A 22,282-nucleotide genomic window follows, 5' to 3' on the forward strand; every position below is an offset into this window, starting at 1 on the left:
CGCCGCTGCGCCTACGATGGCGTGCCATGCCCGCACAGCAGGAAGAAGACCTCCTCGTCGTCGCCCGGCCCGAGGGCCTTTATTGCCCACCCGGCGATTTCTACATCGACCCGTGGCGGCCGGTGGCGCGCGCCGTCATCACGCATGCGCATTCGGACCATGCGCGCGCCGGGCACGCGCACTACCTGGCCCACACCGACAGCGCCGGCACGCTGCGCGCGCGCCTCGGCAGCGACATCGATCTGCAGACGCTGGCCTACGGCGAGGCCATTGAGCACCGTGGCGTGCGCGTCTCGCTGCATCCGGCTGGCCATGTGCTGGGCTCGGCGCAGGTGCGGCTCGAACGTCGCGCTCGCGTGTGGGTGGCCTCGGGCGACTACAAGACCGAACCCGACGGCACCTGCCCGCCCTTCGAGCCCGTGCCTTGTGACACCTTCATCACCGAGTCGACCTTTGGCCTGCCGATCTATCGCTGGCCCACGCAGGCCGTGCTGTTCGCGGAGATCGACGCGTGGTGGCGCGCCAATGCGCAGGCCGGGCGCGCGTCGGTGCTGTTCTGCTATGCCTTCGGCAAGGCGCAGCGCATCCTGCATGGCGTGGATGCGAGCATCGGGCCGATCGTCGTGCACGGGGCGGTGGAGCCGCTCAATGCGGTGTACCGGGCGGCGGGCGTCTCTTTGCCGCCCACCTTGCGTGCGGATGATGAGGGCGTCGACGCCGCATTGCTGAAGCGTTCGCTGGTGCTCGCACCGCCATCGGCGCAGGGCTCGCCGTGGATGCGCCGCTTCGGCAACTACGCCGATGCGTTCGCCAGCGGGTGGATGCAGCTGCGCGGCACGCGCCGCCGAAGAGGCGTGGACCGCGGCTTCGTGATGTCCGACCATGCCGACTGGCCCGGCCTGCAGCAGGCGATTGCAGGCACCGGTGCAGAGCGCGTGTTCGTCACGCACGGCAGCGTGCAGGTGATGGTGCGGTGGCTTACGGAGAACGGCCTCGATGCGCAGGGCTTCAAGACCGAGTACGGCGATGAAGACGATCAGGAAACTTCCTCCTCCTCTGGGGGCGGGGTGGGGAGGGGGCAGGCGGCGCTCGATGGGGACGCTGAAAGCCCCCATCCCAGCCTTCCCCCGGAGGGGGAAGGAGAAATACCGTGAAAGCGTTTGCCGCGCTTTACCGCGAGCTCGATGCGAGCACGTCTAGCCTCGCCAAGCAGGCGGCGCTGCAGCGCTACCTGCGCGAAGCCGATGCCGCCGACGCCGCATGGGCCGTCTACTTCCTCGCCGGTGGCAAGCCGCGCCAACTGGTGCCCACCAAGCTCCTGCGCCTGCTCGCGCAGGAGGCGGCCGGCCTGCCCGAGTGGCTGTTCGACGAAAGCTACGACGCCGTGGGCGACCTCGCCGAGACCATCGCGCTGCTGTTGCCGCCGCCGAGCGAGGTGCACGATCTCGGGCTCGCGGGTTGGGTCGAGCAGCATCTGCTGCCATTGCGCGACGCCGCGAAGACGGCACCCGAGCAGCTCGCGGACCGGCTGCGCGCGCAGTGGCGCCAGCTTGCGGCCGAAGAGCGGCTGGTGTACTTCAAGCTCATCACCGGTGCATTCCGCGTGGGCGTGTCGAAGCTGCAGGTGACGCAGGCGCTCGCCGCGGTCGGCGGCATCGACGCCAAGCGCGTCGCGCAGCGGCTCATGGGCTACACGCACATCGGCGCGCGACCCCGGTCCGATGACTACCGCACGCTCATCGCACCCGAGTCGAGCGCCGAACAGGAGCAGAAGACCAGCGGTCAACCGTACCCCTTCTTCCTCGCGCATCCGTTCAACATTCCGCTCGAGCAGTTCGATGCCGTGCTGGGATCACCGTCCGGCTGGATCGTCGAGTGGAAGTGGGACGGCATCCGCGCGCAGCTCGTGAAGCGCGCGGGCGTGGTGTGGGTCTGGTCGCGCGGCGAAGAGCTGGTGACGGAGCGCTTCCCCGAGCTTGCCGTGCTCGGTGAGGCGTTGCCCGACGGCACGGTGCTCGACGGCGAAATCGCCGTGTGGCGCGAAGACCGGGTACAGCCCTTCGCCGAGCTGCAGAAGCGCATCGGCCGCAAGACGCTCGGTGCCAAGTTGCTGCGCGTCATTCCCGTGGTGCTGCTGGTCTACGACCTCCTCGAATGGGAAGGCCGTGACCTGCGTGCAGTGCCGCAGTCGGAGCGGCGCGTGTTGCTCGATGAACTGGTCACGCGCATGCAGCATCCTTCGCTGCTGCCGAGCCCGATGCTCACCGGGCTCGACTGGCCCGATCTCGCAAGGCAGCGCGAAGCCGCACGCACCATGGGCGTCGAAGGGATGATGCTCAAGCGGCGCGATGCGCAGTACGGCGTGGGCCGCACCAAGGACGTCGGCGTGTGGTGGAAGTGGAAGATCGACCCGCTCAGCATCGACGCGGTGCTGATCTACGCACAGCGCGGCCACGGCCGGCGCGCGAGCCTCTTCAGCGACTACACCTTCGCGGTGTGGGACGGCCCGCCCGGGCAAGCCGACCGCAAGCTCGTGCCTTTCGCCAAGGCCTACTCGGGCCTCACCGACGCCGAGATGGCGCGCGTGGACGCGATCATCCGCAAGACCACGGTGGAAAGCTTCGGACCGGTGAAGAGCGTGAAGCCGACGCTGGTGTTCGAGCTGGGCTTCGAGGGCATCGCGCGCAGCGCGCGGCACAAGAGCGGCATCGCGGTGCGCTTTCCGCGCATGCTGCGGTGGCGGGAGGACAAGCCGGTGGCGGAGGCGGATACGTTGCAGACGCTCGCTGCGTTGCTTCCCTCATGACCGACCCACTGCATCCCGAATTTCTTCCTCCTCTTCCGGGGGAGGGCAGGGGTGGGGGCAAGCGGCGTATCCAAAGTCAGCTGCCTGTCGCAGGCCGCTTGCCCCCATCCCAGCCTTCCCCCGGGAGGGGAAGGAGCAAATCCAAGGCCGTGAAGGCTGCGCTCGATGCATGGTTTGCCGCGCGCGGGTGGAAGCCTTTCAAGTTCCAGCGCGAGGTGTGGAAAGCTGTCGCCGAAGGCAGGTCCGGCCTGCTTCACGCGACCACCGGCGCGGGCAAGACCTACGCCGTGTGGCTCGCCGCACTGCAGGCTTTCTCTCAGGCGCGCAAGGAAGCGGCACGCCCCGCCGCCCAGCCGCTCACCGTGCTGTGGCTCACCCCGATGCGCGCGCTTGCGTCCGATACGCTGCGCGCACTGCAGCAGCCGCTCGACGCCCTCGGCGCCGAAGTGCATCCATGGAGCGCGGGCGCACGCAGCGGCGACACCTCTTCGTCCGAACGCAGCGCGCAGAACCAGCGCCTGCCCACCGTGCTCGTCACCACGCCTGAAAGCCTGTCGCTGCTGCTCTCGCGCGCCGATGCCCGCGAAGTGCTCGGCCATGTGCGGATGACCGTCGTCGACGAATGGCACGAGCTGCTCGGCAACAAGCGCGGCGTGCAGGTGCAGCTCGCGCTGGCACGGCTCAAGCGCTGGAACCCCGGCCTCGCGATCTGGGGCATGTCGGCCACGCTGGGCAACCTGCACGAGGCGATGCATGCGCTGCTGGGCCGTGCGGACGGCGTGCTCGTGCAGGGCCAGGTGCCGAAGAAGCTCGTCATCGATTCGCTGCTGCCCGGCACCGCCGAGCGCTTTCCCTGGGGCGGTCACCTCGGCCTCACGATGCTGCCGCAGGTGATCGCGGAGATCGCTGCGAGCAAGACCGCATTGGTCTTCACCAACACGCGCTCGCAGGCCGAGATCTGGTACCAGGCGATGCTCGAGGCCAGGCCCGAGTGGGCGGGCCTCATCGCGCTGCACCACGGCTCGCTCGACCGCGAGGTGCGCGAGTGGGTCGAGCTGGGCCTCAAGAGCGGCGAGCTGAAGGCGGTGGTCTGCACCTCGAGCCTGGACCTGGGCGTGGACTTCCTGCCGGTCGAGCGCGTGCTGCAGATCGGCTCGCCCAAGGGCGTGGCGCGGCTGCTGCAGCGCGCGGGTCGTTCGGGTCACGCACCGGGGCGGCCGTCGCGCATCACGCTCGTGCCCACGCACAGCGTCGAGATGGTCGAAGGCTCGGCCGCGCGCGCGGCCATTGCGGCGGGGCACATCGAGGCGCGCCATTCGCCGCGCCAGCCGCTCGACGTGCTGGTGCAGCACCTGGTGACGGTGGCGCTCGGCGGCGGCTTCGTGCCCGAGGACCTGTACGGCGAGGTGCGCGGCACGGCCGCCTACGAAGGCCTCTCGCGCGAGAGCTGGCAGTGGTGTCTCGACTTCGTCTCGCAGGGCGGTCCCTCGCTCGCGGCCTACCCGGACTACAAGCGCGCCGTGCCCGACACCGAGGGCGTCTGGCGCGTGCCCGATGCGCGGCTCGCGCGGCGGCATCGCACGAACATCGGCACGATCGTGAGCGACGCGAGCATGTCGGTGCAGTACCTCGGCGGCTCGAAGATCGGCAGCGTGGAGGAGGGCTTCGTCGCGCGCATGAAGCCCGGCGACTGCTTCCTGTTCGGCGGCCGGCTGCTGGAGCTGGTGCGCATCCACGAGATGACCGCGTGGGTGCGGCGCGCCAGCGGCAAGCGGGCCGTGGTGCCGCGCTGGAACGGCGGGCGCATGCCGCTGTCGAACACGCTGGCCGATGCGGTGGTGCAGCAGCTGGCGCTGGCCGGAGAGGGGCGCTACGACTCGCCCGAACTGCAATGCGTGCGGCCGCTGCTCGAGATACAGCAGCAGTGGTCGGCGCTGCCGACGCCGCAGACGCTGCTGGCAGAAACGCTGGGCACGCGCGAGGGTTCGCACCTGTTCCTCTATCCGTTCGCGGGCCGGCACGTGCACCTCGGGCTGGCGAGCCTGCTGGCCTGGCGCGTCGCGCAGCACGAGGCGCGCACCTTTTCCATCGCGGTCAACGACTACGGCTTCGAGTTGCTGAGCGCGACCGAGGTCGATTGGGCCGTGCTGCTGCCGCAGGTGCTGAAGCCGCCGGAAGGCGACGCGCCCGAGGCGCTGCTGCACGAGGTGCTGGCCTCGCTCAACGCGGGCGAACTTGCGCAGCGGCGCTTCCGCGAGATCGCGCGCGTGTCGGGGCTGATCTTCCAGGGCTACCCTGGCGAGAAGCGCAGCAGCAAGCAGCTGCAGGCCTCGTCCTCGCTGTTCTGGGAGGTGTTCCGCAAGTACGACCCCGGCAACAGGCTGCTGCAGCAGGCCGAGCAGGAGCTGCTCGCGCAGGAACTCGAGATCGGCCGTCTGCGCGCCAGCCTCGCGCGCATGGCCACGCAGCAACTCGTGCTGAAGCCGCTCGCGCGGCCGACGCCGTTTTCGTTTCCGCTGATGGTCGAGCTGTTCCGCGAGAAGCTGTCGAACGAGAACGTGGCCGACCGCATTGCCCGCATGGTCGAGCAACTCGAGAAGGCCGCGGGTGGCGTGCTCACGGCCGGCGGCGTCGAGCGCGTGAAGGGCACGCTGGCCTTCGGACAGGAAGGCTCGGGCAAACCGGCGAAGCCGCCGGCCCCACGGCGCGAGCGCAGGCAGCCGTCAAGGCCTTTGCCGCCGCTGTGAGCCGGTCAGCCGGCGCCGTGCGCCTTCACCCACCGCACGATGTCCGCTGCGCCCATCGCGCCGGCCTGCCGCGCCACCTCGCGGCCGCCGCGGAACAGCGCCAGCGTCGGGATGCTGCGGATGTTGAAGCGCGCACCCAGGGCGGGCACGGCCTCGGTGTCGACCTTGGCGAGCCGCACCCGCGGTTCGAGCTGGGCCGCGGCCTGCTCGTAGCCCGGCGCCATCTGGCGGCAGGGGCCGCACCAGGGCGCCCAGAAATCGACCAGCACCGGGATCTCGTTGCGCGCAATGTGGCGGTCGAAAGTGGCTTCGTCCGGCAGCGCGGTGGAATGGCCGGCGAACAGCGGGCGGTGGCAGCTGCCGCAGTCGGGCGCACTGTCCAGCTGCGCCGCGCGCACGCGGTTGGTCGTGTGGCAGTGCGGACAGACGATGTGCAGCGGGGGCGATTCGGTCATGTGCAAGAACTGGGGGTGGGCGGGGGCTATTGCAAGGCGGCCGCCGGCCCGGTCGTCTTTTGCGACACTTCCAGCCCGTGACGCATCCAGACTCTTCCGCCTCGTCGTTCCCGGTCCACTGGGCAGGCGAACTGCTGCAGCTGCTGCCGGAGCGGGCGCTGTGGTGGCCCGATGCGCGCGTGCTGTTCGTGGCCGACCTGCACCTGGGCAAGGCCGCGACCTACCGCGCGCTCGGCCAGCCGGTGCCGGGCGGCACGACGCAGGAAAACCTTGCGCGGCTCGATGCGTTGATGACCCGGCTGGCCCCGCATCGCATCGTGTTCCTCGGCGACTTCCTGCATGCGGCGCAGGCGCGCACGGTGCTCGCCACGGTGGAGGCCTGGAGGGCGCGCCATGCGGGCATCGCGATGACCCTGGTGCGCGGCAACCACGACAGCCGTGCGGGCGATCCGCCGGACGCGCTCGGCATCGACGTGGTCGACGAGCCTTTTCTGCTCGGGCCGTTCGCCTGCTGCCACCATCCGCAGACGCACGCCACGCACTTCGTGCTCGCGGGGCACCTGCATCCAGTTTGCAGGCTCCACGGCCCGGGGCGCGACAGCGTGCGGCTGCCCTGCTTCGTGAGCGATGCGCAGCAGGCCGTGCTGCCGGCTTTCGGCGAGTTCACGGGCGGGTGGTTGATGGAGCAGGCGCCGGGGCGGCGCTTCCATGCGGTGGGTGGTTCAGCCGTGTGGGCGCTGCCCGCATCGGATTGAATCTCAGAGCACGACGGGCTCGTCCGGCAGTTCGTTCACGTCGATTTCGTTCTCGCCCAGCGGAAAGTACCGCACCAGCAGGGCCGAGATTTCTTCCAGCGCCTGCGTGAGCCCGTCCTCGAAGCGCCCTTCGCGAAAGGCCGCGCCCATGCGCTGCGCCATCGCGGCCCATTCGGCATCGTCGACGCGCGCGTTGATGCCGCGGTCCGCCACGATCTCGATCGCGTGCTCGGCCAGCAGCAGGTAGATCAGCACGCCGTTGTTGTGCGCGGTGTCCCACACGCGCAGCTTGCCGAACAGCGTGACGGCGCGCTCGCGCGGCGGGGCATGGCGCCACAGATACGACATCGGCAGGCCGGCCTCGACGCAGATGCGGATCTCGCCGCTATGGCGCCGCTCGCTCGCGGCGACGCGGCCCGCGAGGCGCTCCAGCGCGGCCGCGGGCAGCGCGCGGCGAACCTCGGACTCGTCGATCCAGCGATGGCGCCAGATGCGGCCGAGCTTCGAGTAGAAGGTTGTGCCGGTTGCCGTCATCGTGGTCACCAGTCTCCCGACGCGCCGCCGCCGCCAAAGTTGCCGCCGCCACCGGAGCTGAAACCTCCTCCGCCGCCACCACCACCACCGCTGCTCCAGCCTCCGCCGCCGCCGGAGCTCCAACCGCCCCCACCGCCGCCGCCCATCCGCCCGGCACCTGCGACCAGCGAGACGACGAGCGCGACGAGTGCCGCGATCACCGCGATGGCGATGCTGGTGGTAATGAAGAACACGACCACGCCGACACCGCCGCCCACGACCACCGTGCCCAGCTTCTTGCCGAGGATGGCGCGCGCGATGGGCGCGCCGATGAAGACGCCGACGAACAGGAAGATCGCGAGGTTCTCCCAGTCGAAGCCGCCGCCGCCGCCTCCGCTGCCCGTGTCGCGCGAGGGCTCGGGCAGCGGCTCGCCGTCGACCAGCCCGATGAGGCGGTCCACCGCCGCGTTCAGCCCGCCCGCGAAGTCGTTGCCGCGAAAGCGCGGCTTCATCTCCTCGTCGATGATGCGCACGGCCGCAAGGTCGGGCACCGCGCCTTCGAGCGCCTTGGCGGTGGCGATGCGCATCTTGCGGTCGTCCTTGGCCACGACCACCAGCAGGCCGTCGCCGATGTCCTTGCGGCCGATCTTCCAGGCGTCGCCCACGCGCTGCGTGTAGCTGGCGATGTCCTCGGGCGCGGTGGTCGGCACCATCAGCACCACGATCTGCGAGCCCTTGCGCTGCTCGAAGGCGGCGAGCTTGGTGTCGAGGCCGTTGCGCTGTGCGGCATCGAGCGTGCCGGTCTGGTCGATCACCCGTGCCGTGAGCGCAGGCACCGGCAGCAGGCCTTGCGCCAGCGCGACGCCGGCCAGGACCGCGAGAACAACCGCAGCCAGCGCGCGACGGAGCAGTGCGGCGACGGCCATCGGGTTGTCGGCTTATTTCTTCGGAGCGCTGAAGTCGACTGTGGGAGGTGTCGAAATCTGCGCCTCGTTCTGGACCGAGAAGTTCGGCTTCGGCGCGTAGCTGAAGATCTTGGCCGTGATGTTCGTCGGGAAGCTGCGTGCAAGCACGTTGTACTCCTGCACGCTCTCGATGTAGCGGTTGCGCGCCACGGTGATGCGGTTCTCGGTGCCTTCGAGCGTCACGCGCAGGTCGCGAAAGGCCTGGTTGGCCTTGAGCTCCGGGTAGCGCTCCGCAACCACCATCAGCCGCGACAGCGCCGACGAGAGCTCGCCCTGCGCCTGCTGGAACTTGTTGAAGGCCTCGGGGTTGTTGAGCGTCTCGGGCGACACCTGGATCGAGGTGGCCTTGGCGCGCGCCTCGATCACCTTGGTGAGCGTGTCCTGCTCGAAGCTGGCCTCGCCCTTCACGGTGGCCACGATGTTGGGCACGAGGTCGGCGCGCCGCTGGTACTGGTTGAGGACCTCGCTCCAGGCCGACTTGCTGGCCTCGTCGAGGGACTGGAACTGGTTGTAGCCGCAGCCGCTCAGGGACACGACAGCCGCAAGGATCAATAGCCAGCGCTTCATCATCATTTGCATTACCTCCGCAGAAGATGCGGAAGGTAGCATAGGTGGCCCGATGTCCCTCGATCCCCTCCATGCCCTGCAGGCCGCCAACCGCGCGGTAATGCCCGTTGCTTCCGACGCCTTCGGCACGCTGTTGGTCGCCGGTGCGACTGGGGCGTTGGGGGCGGAACTGCTGCGGCGGCTCGCGGGCAGCCACCGCCATGCCCACACGCGCGTGCTGGCGCGCGAGCCGATCCGCGACGGGCTGCGCGGCGTCGAGACCTGCCTGAGCCCAGCCGAGCCGATCGCGCAATGGCCGCTCACCTCCGCCCACACGGCCATCGTCGCCTTCGACCCGCCGCGGCTGTACCACGACCGCGAACGCGCGCTGTGGGTGCCCGAACCCGCAGACCTGCCCGCGCTCGCGCGCTGGCTGCGCGCGAGCGGCGTGCAGACGCTGGCCATCGTGCAGCCGCACGACCAGGGCCGACTGCCCGAGGCGCTCAAACATGGGCTCGCAAGCCTCGACGAGCAGGCGGTGGTGGCCTGCGGCTTCGAGCGCGTGATCCTCGTGCGCTCGGCGCGCAAGCCGGTGAACGCGAAGTTCGCCAATCCCCTCGAGCGGCTGGCCGCGTGGATGCTGTCGATCGTGCGCTTCATGGTGCCGAGCAGCGAGCAGCCGGTGCGCGCGTCGAAGGTGGCGGAGCTGGTCGACGTGGCGCTGCGCATCGCGCCGCCGGGCGTGCACGTGGCGGCGCCGGAACTGGTGTGGCAGGCTGCGCAGGGGCAGCAGATGCAAGTGGTCGCCGAACGCTGGCTGGGCACGAGACCGCAACAGCGGTAATAGTCGATTTGCATGTGGGCCCTGGGCGTTGCGCGGCTCTTGCCCGGTGAGTTCCCCTGGGTTTTTCGGCAGTAGTGCCAATCGCGCAGCTTGGGACGCGGGTGTGTGCGAATCGGTCAGGCAACCGTCAGCCCGCTTGAGCATCGTCACCCCCCTTGTCGAAGCCTCTGGAGGATGCTCATGAAGGATCGCGTACGAGCAAGGGCGACCATGGTATCTCTGGCTTCGGCTTCATCGCGTCAAAGAACGCGCACTGATGACCCGATTTCTCAACGCACTCAACCGATTTCTCGCGCCCGCCACAGCAGTCCTGGTTGTAGTTGCTCTCTGGCGGCTGGTGTCGGAGATTCATCCGTCGACCGTTCGCGACGAATGGATGGGCCTGTCACGCGACCAGTCGATCGTCTATGGAATAGCGCTGATCGCGCTGGCGCTGTGGATCGTCGTTCTCTCAGGCTGGATTCATTCGAGGCGACCGCCTCACACCGGACAGAAAAGCAAGCTCATGGACATTCTTGACAGACTGACCAACCGCCAAGCGCTGGAGGCACGCCTCCAATTAGAGGCTACTTCAGAGATCATCGACGCGGCGGCACTCGCCGATGCGCTCAAGAGCAAGGTCATCGGGCAGGATCAGGTCTGTGACGACATCGCTGCGCAGATCAGGCGCCGCCTGGCGTTGCAGCAGCGTGGCAAGCCCATCGGTGTCTTCCTGTTCTGCGGCCACCCCGGTACTGGCAAGACCTACCTTGCCAAACAATTGGCGATCCAGTGCCGCCGCAAGCTGCTTCATTTCGACATGACTCAGCTCTCCCGCGGCACCGGCGGCTCGATGCTGTTCGGAACGCCGAAGGGCTACGTCGGTTCCGATTCGTACGGCAAGCTCACGGCGGGCCTGCGCGACACCCCGAATGCGATCGTGCTGCTCGATGAATTCGAGAAAGCTCATCCGGACGTGCACACAAACTTCCTGACCGCCTGGAATGACGGTTTCATCACCGAAGCCTCCGACGGAAAGCAGATCTCTACAACGCGTGCCATTTTCATCATTACCACCAATGCGGGGATGCAAGCGCTGGATGAATTGCAGTCGAGATTCGAGAACGACGGCGAGGAGTTGCGCAAGGTCTCAACCAACATCCTGCTGGAGAACGGGCTCGCGCCTGAAGTGTTGAGCCGGATTGATCGGATTTTCATTTTTCGTCGCCTGTTCGGCTTGGATGTTGCGCGCGTTACTGCGCTCGAGATCGAAGCCATGATCAGCAACTATGGACTGTCGGTGTGCGAGGGTGGCATCGATCCAGAGGTGCTCTGGAAATTCATGGAGACGCAGGAAAAGCTTGCGGGCCATGCCTCGTCGCGTGATCTCGTGCGCAGCATTGAGGAGAGCATCGCAGACTCCCTGATCGTACAGAAGCAGGCGGGTCAGACGTCGATCCGCCTGCTGTACAGGGACCAGAAAATCAGTGCTGTTGCCGGCTCATGAACTCTCCGCGTTCAGACAATGTGATGTTGCTTGCGCAGCCCTCTTTGTGGCGTCGCGCGCCGGCTTGGCGCAATACGCTGGTGATGGCCATTTTGGCGACGAGCGCAGCAGCGTCTCTCTTTGTCGGGCGGAACGTATCCAGGCCGCAGGAAGTTGTTCCGACCCCGCCTCTTGCGCCGGCTGTTGTTGTGCCCGCACTGCCATCCGCTGTCGGCAATGGTGTTGTCGCGCAGGCCATCACCAGCGATACGCCCGTCAATGCGCCCGTTCACGCAGATAGCCCAACCGCCAAGCTCACGGACACTCCAGCGCACAAACAGGATGCGCGCACCGTCGCGCCCGCGCCGCGTCCGCCGGAGCGGGTCGCCGCGAAGGCGCCCAAGCCCATGCTCCGCGATGAACCGCGTCCAGTGCAGAAGACGGTTCTTGCAACGGCCAGCATGCCGGAGATCGCAATGCCAAAGCCGCCGGCATCCCCGATGGTTCAACCGTCAGAGGCAGACTCCGCCTGCCCGAACCTCGCTCGGGTCGTTCCGCTGACCGAGCCCCGCTACAACCAGGGGCAGGTTGCGGCTGTGCAATCGGCCGAAACGTCAGCCAACACGACCCGGAGGAGCCTCGCAGAGACGGGGGGCTCTATCGATGCGAAGTACCAGTACCAGATTCACGCGACGCTCCGTAGCAAGGTCCCGCAGTTCAGAAATGGCCAAGAGGTCCATATCGCGGCGGTCATCCCGCCGGACCTGCGCGTGCAGCCCGGCGACATCGTTGCCTGGGACGGAGCCTATCGCGACGTGCCGGGCACATGCCACCTTGTCCCGGCACGCATCCGCGCCGTGCTGGGCCATGCTGAATTGCCGTCCGCGCCTGCGCGCAGCGAGGTGCCCGCGTCTCCCGCGGCGCCTCCGGCACCGAGCTCCTGAGCGAATGGACTGCCGAAATGACGTATGGATTTTGATCAGTTGGTCAAAATTGAAGAAGTTGTTCCAACAGAATTGCGGCAGCACGGTACGGTACGGCCGGACCAAAGCGGTGTAGCGCCCGCCGTCACGCACGGCGCGGCAAAATCACGCCATGCCCAAGACCCCACTCCGCGCCGCCGCGGCCATCGGCGGCACTGCCGACGACCTCGAGGCCGCCTTCTACGAAGCGCTGCAGCGCGGCGACATCGACGCGCTGATGGCCTGCTGGGCCGACGAGGACGAAGTGTTCTGCGTGCACCCCGGCGGCCCGCGGCTGGTGGGCGCCGTGGCGATCCGCGCCGCCTTCGAGCAGATGTTCGGCAACGGCGCGATCCACGCCACGCCGGCGCGGGTGCGCAAGATCGAGTCGCTCGCCAGCGCCGTGCACAACGTGCTCGAACGCATCGAGGTGCTCACGGCCGAGGGCCCGCGCCATGCCTTCGTGCTGGCCACCAACGTCTATCACAAGACTGTCCAGGGCTGGCGCATGGTGGCGCACCATGCGAGCCCGGGGAGTGCGCGCGAACCGGACGAAGCGAACGATCCGCCCCAGGTCCTGCACTGATGTCCTCCTTCGTCGCCACCTCCGGTCCCGTTTCCGCGCCCCAGCCGCTGGACTACGCGGCGCCGCGCTGGCTGCCCGGCGGCAACCTGCAGACCATCTGGGCTGCGCTCTATGCGAAGCGCTTCGACGGGCCGGCCCCGGTCTACCGGCGCGAGCGCTGGCCCACGCCGGACAGCGACTTCATCGACGTCGACTTCGTCGATGCGCCAATGCCGGGCCCGAGGCCGCTGCTGGTTCTGTTCCACGGGCTCGAAGGCTCGTCGCGCAGCCACTACGCCGAAGCCTTTGCCGCATTCGCCGCATCTCGCGGCATGGCCTTCGCGGTGCCGCATTTCCGCGGCTGCAGCGGCGAGCTGAACCTGGCGCCGCGCGCCTACCACTCGGGCGACTTCGAGGAGATCGGCTGGATCCTTGCGCGCATGCGCGACCAGCATGCACGCAAGGGCGGCGGGCCGGTGCTGGCGGCGGGCGTGTCGCTGGGCGGCAATGCGCTGATGCGCTGGGCCTCGGAGGCGGGCGAGAGCGCTTCGGGCGTGGTGAGCGCCGTGGCATCGGTCAGCGCGCCGCTCGACCTTGCGGCGGGCGGCGAAGCCATCGGGCAGGGTTTCAACAGGCTGGTCTACACGCGCATGTTCCTCGCGACCATGAAGCCCAAGGCGCTGGCCAAGCTGGGGCAGTTCCCGGGGTTGTTCGACCGCGAGCGGCTGATGTCGTCGCGCAACCTCTACGACTTCGACAACGTCTTCACCGCCCCGCTGCACGGCTTTCGCGATACCGAGGACTACTGGACGCGCGGCTCGGCCAAGCCGCACCTGGCCTCGGTGCGCGTGCCCGCACTGGTGGTGAACGCCCGCAACGACCCTTTCATTCCCGCGGGCAGCCTGCCGAAGCCCGGCGAGGTCGGCGCGCACGTCACGCTGTGGCAGCCCGCGCACGGCGGGCACGTCGGCTTTCCGATGGGCCCGCCACCGGGGCATGTGCGCGGCATGCCGGAGCAGGTCGCCAATTGGCTGGCAACGCACGCCTGAGGGCGAGCAAAATAGCGCGATGGACGACATCGTCAAACAAGCCCTCGCCAAATGGCCCAACGTGCCGCACTGCTACGGCTGGCTCGGCCTCGACGCGCGCGGCAACTGGTACATGCGCGACGACCGCACCCAGGCCATGGGCCCGTTCGGCGCGGCCAAGGGCTCGATGCTCAGGCACGACAAGCTGATCGACTTCATCCACCGCAACTACGAGCACGACGACGAGGGCCAGTGGTTCTTCCAGAACGGGCCGCAGCGCGTTTATGTGGAACTGGAGGCTGCGCCGCTGGTGTGGCGCGTGGCCGAAGAGGAGGGCGGTGGGTTCACCGTCACGTCCCACACCGGCAAGGCGGTGGAGGTGTCGGGCTGCCTGCTCGATGGGGAAGGCCGGCTCTATCTGGTCTCGCCCCTGGGGCTTGGACTGGTGCACACGCAGGACGTGGGCATCGCTGCCGAGGCGGTCGAACAAGGCCTGTGGACGCCGGAGGCGGTGCAGGCCAGCGAACTGCCCGACCGCTTCGGGCATGTGCTGAGCCCGGCGCAGCGCCATGCCGGCACGGCTTCCGCGCCGGCGAAGCCCTGAACTCCGCAGTTTGCCGACCCGCCATGAAGAAAGCCGGCGCTGGGCCGGCTTCTTTGCGTGACTAGGGAAAACGCTTACTTGGCGGGAGCACTGGCCGCAGAGGCCGCGCCTTCAGCGGGGGCCGCGGCTGCGGGGCGATCCGGCACCGGGAACTTGGCGCCGCCGGCATTGGCCATGTAGACCACGGCGCGGCCCACTTCGAGGTCTTCGAAGTCGCCGCCGCCTTGGGCTGGCATGGCGCCCTTGCCCTTCAGGGCATGTTCGAGGAGGGTGGCATAGCCCTGGCCGATGCGCGGGCCCCAGGCGGCCGCGTCCTGGAAGTGCGGTGCGCCGGGAATGCCGGGTGCGCCGTGGCAGGCGACGCACTGGGCCTTGAACACGGCCTCGCCTGCAGCGAGCGGGCGGTTGGCGTCGCGAATCTCGATGGTGCCGACCTTCCGGAGGCGCTCGGCCACTTCGCGGTCGCGCGCTTCCTTGGTCACGCCGTAGAGCGCCATGTTGTCGCCTTCCGCGGTGCCGGCGGGCTTGGTGCCCGAGACCACGTAGGAGACAAGACCCACGATGATCAGGATCGGGGCTATGAAGGAGAAAAATACCGCGAGCAGCAGTTGCTTCGGGTTCTTGATCGGCCCGGTGTGGGCTTCTTCTGTGGCCTGGTAATGCGGGTCTGCGCTCATTGGCGTCCTCAATAACGGGGGCTCGTCGGGGGGCTTTTCCTAACCAACCGGCGATTATAGAGAGGCCCCTTGCCCGAAGGGACAAGGGACCACCCTTATCGAACGCCTCGGCGCCTCAACCCTTGTCGCGCGCGGCCCAGCCGCCACCCAGCGTCTTGTACAGCGTGACCTGGTTCTGCAACTGCAGCAGGCGCGTCGTCACGGCCGATTGCTGCGCGGTGAACAGCGAGCGCTGTGCGTCGAGCAGGTCGAGCGCGCTGGCAATGCCGTTGCGGTAGCGCAGGTCGGAGAGCTTGAAGCGCACCGCCTCCGCATCGGCCTGCGCACGCTGCGCGCGCACCTGCTCGCCCAGGGTGGCGCGGCCCGCGAGCGCATCGGCCACTTCGCGGAATGCCGTCTGGATCGACTTCTCGTACTGCGCCACCGCGATCTCGCGCCCGGCCCTGGCCGAGTCGAGCGTGGCGATGTTGCGGCCCGCGTCGAAGATCGGCAGCGTCACCGACGGCGCGAACGACCACGCCTTGGAGCCGCGGTCGAACAGGCCCGAGAACTCGCTGCTCGCGGTGCCGATGGAACTCGTCAGCGACACGCGCGGGAAGAAGTTCGCGCGCGCGGCGCCGATGTTGGCGTTGGCCGCTATCAGCTGCTGCTCGGCCGAACGGATGTCGGGCCGTTCGGCCAGCAGGTCCGAAGGCAGGCCGGCCGGCACGTCGGGCATCGGCTTGATGCCGTCGAGGCCCTTGATTCCGCCCGCCGTGGCTTCGGCCGGCACCGGCGCGCCCAGCAGCAGGGCGAGAGCGTTCTCGTCCTGCATGCGCGCACGCTGCTGCTGCGCATAGGAAGCGCGCGCCGTTTCCAGCAGCGAGTTCGCGGCCTGGAAGTCGAGCTCCGACGACACGCCGTTGTCGAAGCGCATCTTCGTGAGGCGCACCGACTCTTCGCGCGTGACCATCGTCTGGCGCGTGATCTCCAGCAACTCGTCGTCGGCCAGCAGCGTGAGCCAGCCGTTGGCGACCGACGCGATCAGGCTGATCTGCACCGCCTTGCGGGTCTCGTCCGTGGCGAGGTACTGCGCCAGTGCCTGGTCCTTCAGCGCACGGATGCGGCCGAAGAAGTCGATTTCCCAGGACGTGAAGCCGACGCTGACGCTGTACTGCGAGGCCACACTGCCGGCGCTGCTGTTGTAGACCTGAGCCGGGTTGGGGCTCGAGCGCGAACCGCTGCCCGTCAGGCCGAGCGCCGGGAACAGTGCCGAGCGCTCGATCTGGAATTGCGCGCGCGCCTGCTCGATGTTGAGCACCGACACCCGCAGGTCGCGGTTGTTCGCGAGCGCGGTCTGGATCAGGCCCGCGAGCCGCGCGTCGGTGAAGAAGTCCTGCCAGGGCAGGTTGGCCGCGGCCTGGCCGGGCGGCTGCGCCGGGTCGCCCGGGAAGGTGGTCGGCACCGGCGCCGCGGGGCGCTCGTAGGTCGGAATCAGCGAGCAGCCGGCCAGCAGCATCGCGGCCGCCAGGGCCGTGGGAATCAGTTTCTTAGTCATGTGCTTTTTCTTCCGTGATGCCGGCGGCTTCGGCATGCCGCTTGTCGGCTTCATGCTGGCGCGCGCTGCCCTTGAACAGGCTGCGCACCACCACGAAGAACACCGGCACGAAGATCACGGCCAGGGCCGTGCCAGTCACCATGCCGCCCAGCACGCCGGTGCCGATGGCGCGCTGGCTGGCGGAGCCGGCGCCCGAGGCGAGCACCAGCGGCACCACACCGAGGCCGAAGGCCAGCGAGGTCATGATGATCGGGCGGAACCGCAGGTGGGCGGCGGCCAGTGCCGATTCGATGATGCCCTTGCCCTGCGCCTGCAGGTCCTTCGCGAACTCGATGATCAGAATCGCGTTCTTCGCCGACAGGCCGATGATGGTGATCAGCCCCACCTGGAAGTACACGTCGTTCGAATAGGAGCGCAGCATCGTCGCCAGCAGCACGCCCAGCACGCCCAGCGGCACCACCAAAATCACCGACAGCGGGATCGACCAGCTCTCGTACAGCGCGGCCAGGCAGAGGAACACCGCCAGGATCGCGAAGCCGTAGAGGATCATGGCCTGCGAGCCTGCGAGCTTTTCCTCGCGCGACTGTCCCGTCCATTCGAAGCCGAAGCCTTGCGGCAGCTGCTTGGCGAGCTTTTCCATCTCGGCCATGGCGGCACCCGTGCTGAAGCCCGCGGCGGCGGAGCCGCTGATGCGGATCGCGGGGTAGCCGTTGTAGCGCACCGTCTGCGTGGCGCCCGTGACCCACTTGGTGGTCGCGAAGGCCGACAGCGGCACCGGCTGGCCCTGCGTGTTGCTGGCGTTCAGCTTGAGCAGGTCGTCGGGCTGCATGCGTGCGGGCGCATCGGCCTGCACCACCACGCGCTGCAGGCGGCCGCGGTTCGGGAAGTCGTTGATGTAGCTCGAACCCAGGCCCGTCGACAGCGTTGCGTTGATCGCATCGAAGGTCACGCCCAGGGCGCTGGCCTTGTCGCGGTCGATGTCGATCTGCAGTTGCGGCGCGTCTTCCAGGCCGTCGGGGCGAACCTGCGTAAGGATCTTGCTCTGCGAAGCCATGCCCAGCAGCTGGTTGCGCGCGTTGATCAGTGCCTCGTGGCCTGCGCCCGAGCGGTCCTGCAGCCGGAAACTGAAGCCGCTCGCGTTGCCCAGTTCGGGAATGGGCGGCGGGCTCAGCGGGTAGATGAAGGCATCGCGGATGCCCGACAGCGCACCGAAGGCACGTCCGGCCAGCGCACTGGCCGAGTGGGCCGGGTCCTTGCGCTCGTCCCAGTCCTTCAGCGTCACGAAGGCAAGGCCCGCGTTCTGGCCCTGGCCCGAGAAGCTGAAGCCCATCACGCCCACCATGCTCTGCACTTCGGGCTGCTTCAGGATGAAGCCTTCGACCTGCTGCATGACCGACAGCGCGCGCTCTTGCGTCGCACCCGGCGGCAGCTGCACGTTGACGATGATGTTGCCCTGGTCTTCTTCCGGCAGGAACGAACTCGGCAGGCGCATGTAGGTGAACGCCACCGCGCCGATGATCGCGACGTAGATCACGAGGTAGCGCGCGGCGCGGCGCAGGATGCGCGCAACCACGCTCTCGTAGCCCTTGGCGGTGCGCGTGAAGCCACGGTTGAACCAGCCGAAGAAGCCGGTCTTCTCGTGGTGGTGGCCGGCTTCCACGGGCTTGAGCAGCGTGGCGCACAGCGCCGGCGTGAGCGACAGCGCCATGAAGGCCGAGAAGCCGATCGACGCCACCATCACCGCCGAGAACTGGCGGTAGATGTTGCCGGTCGAACCCGCGAAGAACGCGAGCGGCACGAACACCGAGATCAGCACCACCGTCACGCCGATGATGGCGCCGGAGATCTGCTTCATCGCCTTGCGCGTGGCCTCGAGCGGCGGCAGCCCCTCTTCGCTCATGATGCGCTCGACGTTCTCCACCACCACGATGGCGTCGTCCACCACGATGCCGATCACCAGCACCATGCCGAACATGGTCAGCACGTTGATCGAGAAGCCCAGCGCCAGCAGCGAGGCGAAGGTGCCCAGCAGCGCGATCGGCACCACGATGGTCGGGATGATCGTGTAGCGCCAGTTCTGCAGAAACAGGAACATCACGATGAACACCAGCGCCACGGCTTCCAGCAGCGTCTTGACCACTTCGGTGATCGAGATCTGCACGAAGCGCGAGCTGTCGTACGGAATGTTCCACTTCACGCCCGGCGGAAAGAAGCGCTCGAGCTCGGTCATCTTGGCGCGGATCGCCTTGGCCGACTGCAGCGCGTTGCCGTTCGGCGTGGGCTGCACGCCGATGCCGACCGCGGGCACGCCGTTCAGGCGCGCCGACGTGGCGTACGACTGGCCGCCGAGCTCGACGCGCGCCACGTCCTTCAGCCGCACGGTCGAGCCGTCGGTGTTGGCGCGCAGCACGATGTTCTTGAACTGCTCCACGTCGGCGAGCTGGCCGTTCACCACCACGGTGGCCGCGATGGCCTGGCCGGGAATGTTGGGCAGGTCGCCGATCGTGCCGGAGGACACCTGGGCGTTCTGCGCCTTGATCGCGTTGTTCACGTCGGTGGCCGACAGGTTGAAGCCCTGCAGCTTGGCCGGATCGATCCACACGCGCATCGCGTTCTCGGTGCCGAACAGCTGGGCCTGGCCCACGCCCACCACGCGCTGCAGCTCGGGCACGATGTTGCGCGAGGCGTAGTCGCCGAGCGCGACCGGGTCGAAGTTCGGGTTGTCCGAAGACAGCATCGCGAACAGCAGGAAGTTGTTGCGCGACTTGTCCACGCGCACGCCCTGCTGCGTCACCGCGGCCGGCAGCCGCGGCGTTGCGCGCGAGAGCCGGTTCTGCACATCCACCTGCGCGAGGTCGGGGTTGGTGCCGGCCTCGAAGCTGATCGTGATGGAGCCGGTGCCGTCGGCCTGGGCCACCGATTCCATGTAGATCAGGCCCGGCGAGCCGTTCATCTCGCGCTCGATGACGGACAGCACGCTGTCCTCCAGCGTCTGCGCCGAGGCGCCGGGGTAGGCGGTGTTGATGACGATGGCGGGCGGCGCCACCGGCGGATACTGCGAGATCGGCAGCTGAGTGATTGCCACGCCGCCCATCACCAGGATGAACAGCGCGATCACCCACGCGAAGATCGGGCGGTCGATGAAAAATTTGGCCATTTGCGGGCGCTTTCCTGATTACTTCTTATCGGTCTTCTCGGCCTTTTCGGCCGTGGCAGCCGCCGCCGGTGCGGCCCCCGCAGCAGCGGGCGTGGCCGCGGCATTCGGGTTGGGTTTGGTCCACGGCACCGCCTTCACCGGCGTGCCGGGCGGCATCATCTGCAGCTTCTGGAAGCCGTCGACCATCACCTGCTCGCCGGCCTTCAGGCCATCGAGCACCACCCACTGGTTGTCCTTGGCGGCGCTGATCTTCACGGTGCGCTTGCTGATCTTGCCGTCCTTGTCGACCACCGACACCGTGTCGCCCTGCTGCGTGCGCGTGACGGCCTGCTGCGGCAGCGTGATCGCGTTGGTGGCCTGCGCCTGTTCGAGCTTCACCCGCACGTACAGGCCGGGCAGCAGCTCGCCCTTGGGGTTGGGCACTTCGGCGCGCAGCGTGACCTGGCCGGTGGTGGAGTCGACGGTGAGGTCGGAGAACAGCAGCTTGCCTTCCAGCGGGTAGTCGCTGCCGTCTTCCAGCACCACGCGGACGCTCGCGGCTTCCTCGCCGCTCGCGCGCTTGTACTGGCCGCCGGCCATGGCGCGGCGCAGCTTCAGCACGTCGGAGGCCGACTGCGTGAAGTTCACATACAGCGGGTTGATCTGCTGCACCACGGCGAGCTCGGTGGCGTCGCCCTGGCCCACCAGCGCACCTTCGGTGACGAGGGCGCGGCCGATGCGGCCCGCGATGGGCGAGGTCACGTCGGCATAGCCGAGATTGATCTTGGCCGTCTGCACCGCGGCGCGCCCGGCGGCCACGTCGGCTTCGGCCGTCTTCTGCGAAGCCAATGCGACGGAGTATTCCTGCTTGCTCACCGCATTGGCCTCGACCAGCGGCTTGTAGCGGTCGGCCAGTGCCTTGGCCTGCACGGCGTTGGCTTGGGCGCGGGCCAGCGTGGCCTGCGCGTTCTGCGAAGCGGCCACCAGCGGCGCGGGGTCGATGCGGAACAGCAGCTGGCCGGCCTTCACGTCGCTGCCTTCGCGGAATTCGCGCTTCAGCAAAATGCCCGAGGCGCGGGCACGAACCTGCGCCACGCGCGAGGCTTCGAGGCGGCCGGGCAGTTCGGTGACAAGGCCCACATCGGTCGGGGCCGCGACCACCACGCCCACCTCGGGTGCGGGGGGGGGCCCGCCGCCGCCAGCGCCCGGGCCAGCGGGTGCATCGCTCTTGCCGCAGCCCGCGAGGACCAGCAGGACGACGGCGGCCACGGTCGCGAGACGCGGCGAAAAGGACGAATGACGCGAAACATGCAGGAGAGGCATGCGATTCCTTTGAAGCGAAAACAGGAGATGGCGCGTTCGCGGGGCGAACCGGAAACCTGTACAGCCAGGCGGGCCATCGGGAAAGCCGGCTAGTTTACATACATTCATGGATGTATAGTGACAGCCAAGCAATGGCCCCACGATACAGAGAGGGCGTTGCCTTTACAAATCTGGAGATTTAGTGGCACGTCGTACGAAGGAAGAAGCACTGGCCACGCGGCATCGTTTGCTCGATGCTGCGGAGCTTCTGTTTCAGGCGCAAGGCGTTTCGCAGACCACGCTGCAGCAGATCGCGCAGCAGGCCGGTGCGACGCGCGGCGCCATCTATTGGCACTTCAAGGACAAGGCCGACCTCTTCAACGCGATGATGGAGCGCGTCATCCTGCCGCTGGAGGCCCTGCCGAAGGCGGCTATCGCCCCCTTCATCGATGACCCCCTGGCCGAGATTGAGGAGGGCATGGTCCACGCGCTCACCCTCATGACCACCGACCCCCAGGTGCGCCGCGTGTTCGACGTGGCGACCCACAAGGTCGAATACACCCACGACATGGCCTCGGTGCAGCAGCGGCACCTCGATGCCCGCAACGCCTGCGTGAGCGATTTCGAAAAGGCCCTGCGCCTGGCCGCGCGCCGCAACCACGTCAAGCTGCCGGTGCCCGGCCACGCGGCGGCACAGGGGCTGCACGCGCTGATCAGCGGGCTCATCCAGAACTGGCTGCTCGACCCCGAAGCCTTCGACCTCGTGCTCACCGGCAGGCGCACGTTCCGCGTGTATCTGGCGGGGCTCGGGTTCGCCCGGCCGCTGCCGGGAACCCCCGCCGTGAACGAAGCCGAAACAGCCGCCGCCTGATAGGCGATAATGTGTGGCTCCGGTGCATGCCGGACCCCAATTCCTCGCTGTATTTCAACGGATAGAATTCGGCCCTCCGAAGGCTGAGATCCAGGTTCGATTCCTGGCGGCGGGACCATCTATCAGGCCGGACACTTCCGAAGGTGTCCGGCTTTTTTGTTTTCTCCCTTGGAGAATGCCGTTCTATCGTCCGTTTGGGTCCGAGGAAGTATGCCCGAATCCGGAGGGGTCGGGGGGTACAAGTTGGGGTACCACTTCTCGAAAGTGGGGGTACATGACTCTCCGAGCGTACCCGCTGACGGCGATCCACCTGCACCACATCGACGAGGTGATCGGCAAGCGCCCGGGCGGTTGCGCCAGTGTTCCTGGTCGACACCCACGTCAACTACGACCCGACGCCCGAGGAACTGACCGAGATCACCACCATGGCGGCCAGCTCCTTCGACTGGCAGGTGTGTAGGACCGTCGGTTTCGCGTACGTATGCGCTAAGACCATCCGTCTTC

At 68.0% G+C, this 22,282-nt stretch carries 19 protein-coding genes and 1 tRNA gene; 12 read left to right on the top strand and 8 right to left on the bottom strand.

From position 1 onward, the window contains the following. Positions 1–26 precede the first annotated feature (26 nt). Genes ASC92_RS09740 through ASC92_RS09750 form a run of 3 tightly spaced genes read left to right on the top strand, consistent with a single transcriptional unit; the run spans position 27 to position 5,553 of the window. Positions 27–1,154: a ligase-associated DNA damage response exonuclease gene (locus ASC92_RS09740; RefSeq protein WP_056513952.1), complete on the top strand. Its 1,128-nt coding sequence runs from the start codon at positions 27–29 to the stop codon at positions 1,152–1,154. Then, positions 1,151–2,806, top strand: a complete 1,656-nt coding sequence (locus ASC92_RS09745; RefSeq protein WP_056513960.1) for an ATP-dependent DNA ligase — start codon at positions 1,151–1,153, stop codon at positions 2,804–2,806. The genes ASC92_RS09740 and ASC92_RS09745 overlap by 4 nt, the downstream gene beginning before the upstream one ends. Continuing rightward, entirely contained in the window at positions 2,803–5,553 is a 2,751-nt protein-coding gene (locus ASC92_RS09750) for a ligase-associated DNA damage response DEXH box helicase (RefSeq protein WP_056513963.1), read from the top strand. The genes ASC92_RS09745 and ASC92_RS09750 overlap by 4 nt, the downstream gene beginning before the upstream one ends. Before the next feature lie 5 nt (positions 5,554–5,558). Here ASC92_RS09750 and trxC read toward each other — a convergent pair whose 3' ends face one another. Beyond that, a complete protein-coding gene (trxC, locus tag ASC92_RS09755; protein WP_007830221.1) occupies positions 5,559–6,008 on the bottom strand; it encodes a thioredoxin TrxC in 450 nt (149 codons plus the stop codon). Between the two features lie 77 nt (positions 6,009–6,085). Between trxC and pdeM the strand changes: the two genes are divergently transcribed. After that, on the top strand, positions 6,086–6,763 hold the full coding sequence (gene pdeM, locus ASC92_RS09760) for a ligase-associated DNA damage response endonuclease PdeM (RefSeq protein WP_056514136.1): 678 nt from the start codon (positions 6,086–6,088) through the stop codon (positions 6,761–6,763). 3 nt (positions 6,764–6,766) lie between these two features. Here the strand turns inward: pdeM and ASC92_RS09765 are convergent, their stop codons facing one another. The 3 genes from ASC92_RS09765 to ASC92_RS09775 are packed head-to-tail and all read right to left on the bottom strand — an operon-like array spanning position 6,767 to position 8,814. Continuing rightward, positions 6,767–7,297: a TPM domain-containing protein gene (locus ASC92_RS09765; protein ID WP_082519561.1), complete on the bottom strand. Its 531-nt coding sequence runs from the start codon at positions 7,295–7,297 to the stop codon at positions 6,767–6,769. Positions 7,298–7,302: 5 nt separating this feature from the next. Then, positions 7,303–8,202, bottom strand: a complete 900-nt coding sequence (locus ASC92_RS09770) for a TPM domain-containing protein (protein ID WP_056513966.1) — start codon at positions 8,200–8,202, stop codon at positions 7,303–7,305. 12 nt (positions 8,203–8,214) lie between these two features. Then, positions 8,215–8,814: a LemA family protein gene (locus tag ASC92_RS09775; RefSeq protein WP_413331655.1), complete on the bottom strand. Its 600-nt coding sequence runs from the start codon at positions 8,812–8,814 to the stop codon at positions 8,215–8,217. 46 nt (positions 8,815–8,860) lie between these two features. Between ASC92_RS09775 and ASC92_RS09780 the strand changes: the two genes are divergently transcribed. The 6 genes from ASC92_RS09780 (at position 8,861) to ASC92_RS09805 (ending at position 14,255) form a co-directional block, all read left to right on the top strand. Next, on the top strand, positions 8,861–9,631 hold the full coding sequence (locus tag ASC92_RS09780) for a hypothetical protein (RefSeq protein ID WP_056513971.1): 771 nt from the start codon (positions 8,861–8,863) through the stop codon (positions 9,629–9,631). Positions 9,632–9,887: 256 nt separating this feature from the next. Further along, positions 9,888–11,117 (top strand): AAA family ATPase, encoded by a 1,230-nt coding sequence (locus tag ASC92_RS09785; RefSeq protein WP_056513978.1) that lies wholly within the window; start codon positions 9,888–9,890, stop codon positions 11,115–11,117. Further along, the gene (locus ASC92_RS28545; RefSeq protein WP_157609020.1) at positions 11,114–12,040 is read left to right on the top strand and encodes a hypothetical protein; all 927 of its coding nucleotides are present in this window, start codon (positions 11,114–11,116) and stop codon (positions 12,038–12,040) included. The genes ASC92_RS09785 and ASC92_RS28545 overlap by 4 nt, the downstream gene beginning before the upstream one ends. Positions 12,041–12,191: 151 nt before the next feature. Then, on the top strand, positions 12,192–12,644 hold the full coding sequence (locus ASC92_RS09795; RefSeq protein ID WP_056513983.1) for a YybH family protein: 453 nt from the start codon (positions 12,192–12,194) through the stop codon (positions 12,642–12,644). Continuing rightward, positions 12,644–13,672, top strand: a complete 1,029-nt coding sequence (locus ASC92_RS09800) for a YheT family hydrolase (RefSeq protein ID WP_056513987.1) — start codon at positions 12,644–12,646, stop codon at positions 13,670–13,672. Before ASC92_RS09795 ends, ASC92_RS09800 begins: the two co-directional genes overlap by 1 nt. A 19-nt stretch (positions 13,673–13,691) precedes the next feature. After that, complete coding sequence (locus ASC92_RS09805; RefSeq protein WP_056513989.1) at positions 13,692–14,255, top strand: DUF2946 family protein; 564 nt, start codon at positions 13,692–13,694, stop codon at positions 14,253–14,255. 74 nt (positions 14,256–14,329) lie between these two features. Here ASC92_RS09805 and ASC92_RS09810 read toward each other — a convergent pair whose 3' ends face one another. The 4 genes from ASC92_RS09810 to ASC92_RS09825 form a co-directional block, all read right to left on the bottom strand. Continuing rightward, the gene (locus tag ASC92_RS09810) at positions 14,330–14,932 is read right to left on the bottom strand and encodes a c-type cytochrome (RefSeq protein ID WP_007837382.1); all 603 of its coding nucleotides are present in this window, start codon (positions 14,930–14,932) and stop codon (positions 14,330–14,332) included. Between the two features lie 115 nt (positions 14,933–15,047). Further along, the gene (locus tag ASC92_RS09815; RefSeq protein WP_056513992.1) at positions 15,048–16,469 is read right to left on the bottom strand and encodes an efflux transporter outer membrane subunit; all 1,422 of its coding nucleotides are present in this window, start codon (positions 16,467–16,469) and stop codon (positions 15,048–15,050) included. Continuing rightward, positions 16,462–19,626, bottom strand: a complete 3,165-nt coding sequence (locus ASC92_RS09820) for an efflux RND transporter permease subunit (RefSeq protein WP_056513995.1) — start codon at positions 19,624–19,626, stop codon at positions 16,462–16,464. The genes ASC92_RS09815 and ASC92_RS09820 overlap by 8 nt, the downstream gene beginning before the upstream one ends. Positions 19,627–19,644: 18 nt before the next feature. Beyond that, complete coding sequence (locus ASC92_RS09825) at positions 19,645–20,928, bottom strand: efflux RND transporter periplasmic adaptor subunit (protein ID WP_056513997.1); 1,284 nt, start codon at positions 20,926–20,928, stop codon at positions 19,645–19,647. A gap of 181 nt (positions 20,929–21,109) precedes the next feature. Between ASC92_RS09825 and ASC92_RS09830 the strand changes: the two genes are divergently transcribed. Both ASC92_RS09830 and ASC92_RS09835 read left to right on the top strand, forming a co-directional pair. Beyond that, positions 21,110–21,778, top strand: coding sequence for a TetR family transcriptional regulator (locus ASC92_RS09830; RefSeq protein ID WP_056514000.1), 669 nt, complete (start codon positions 21,110–21,112; stop codon positions 21,776–21,778). A gap of 43 nt (positions 21,779–21,821) precedes the next feature. Continuing rightward, positions 21,822–21,896, top strand: a tRNA-Arg gene (locus ASC92_RS09835). Positions 21,897–22,282: the final 386 nt, after the last annotated feature.

Origin of the sequence: Variovorax sp. Root411, assembly GCF_001425205.1 — a bacterium.
GTDB lineage: Bacteria > Pseudomonadota > Gammaproteobacteria > Burkholderiales > Burkholderiaceae_C > Variovorax.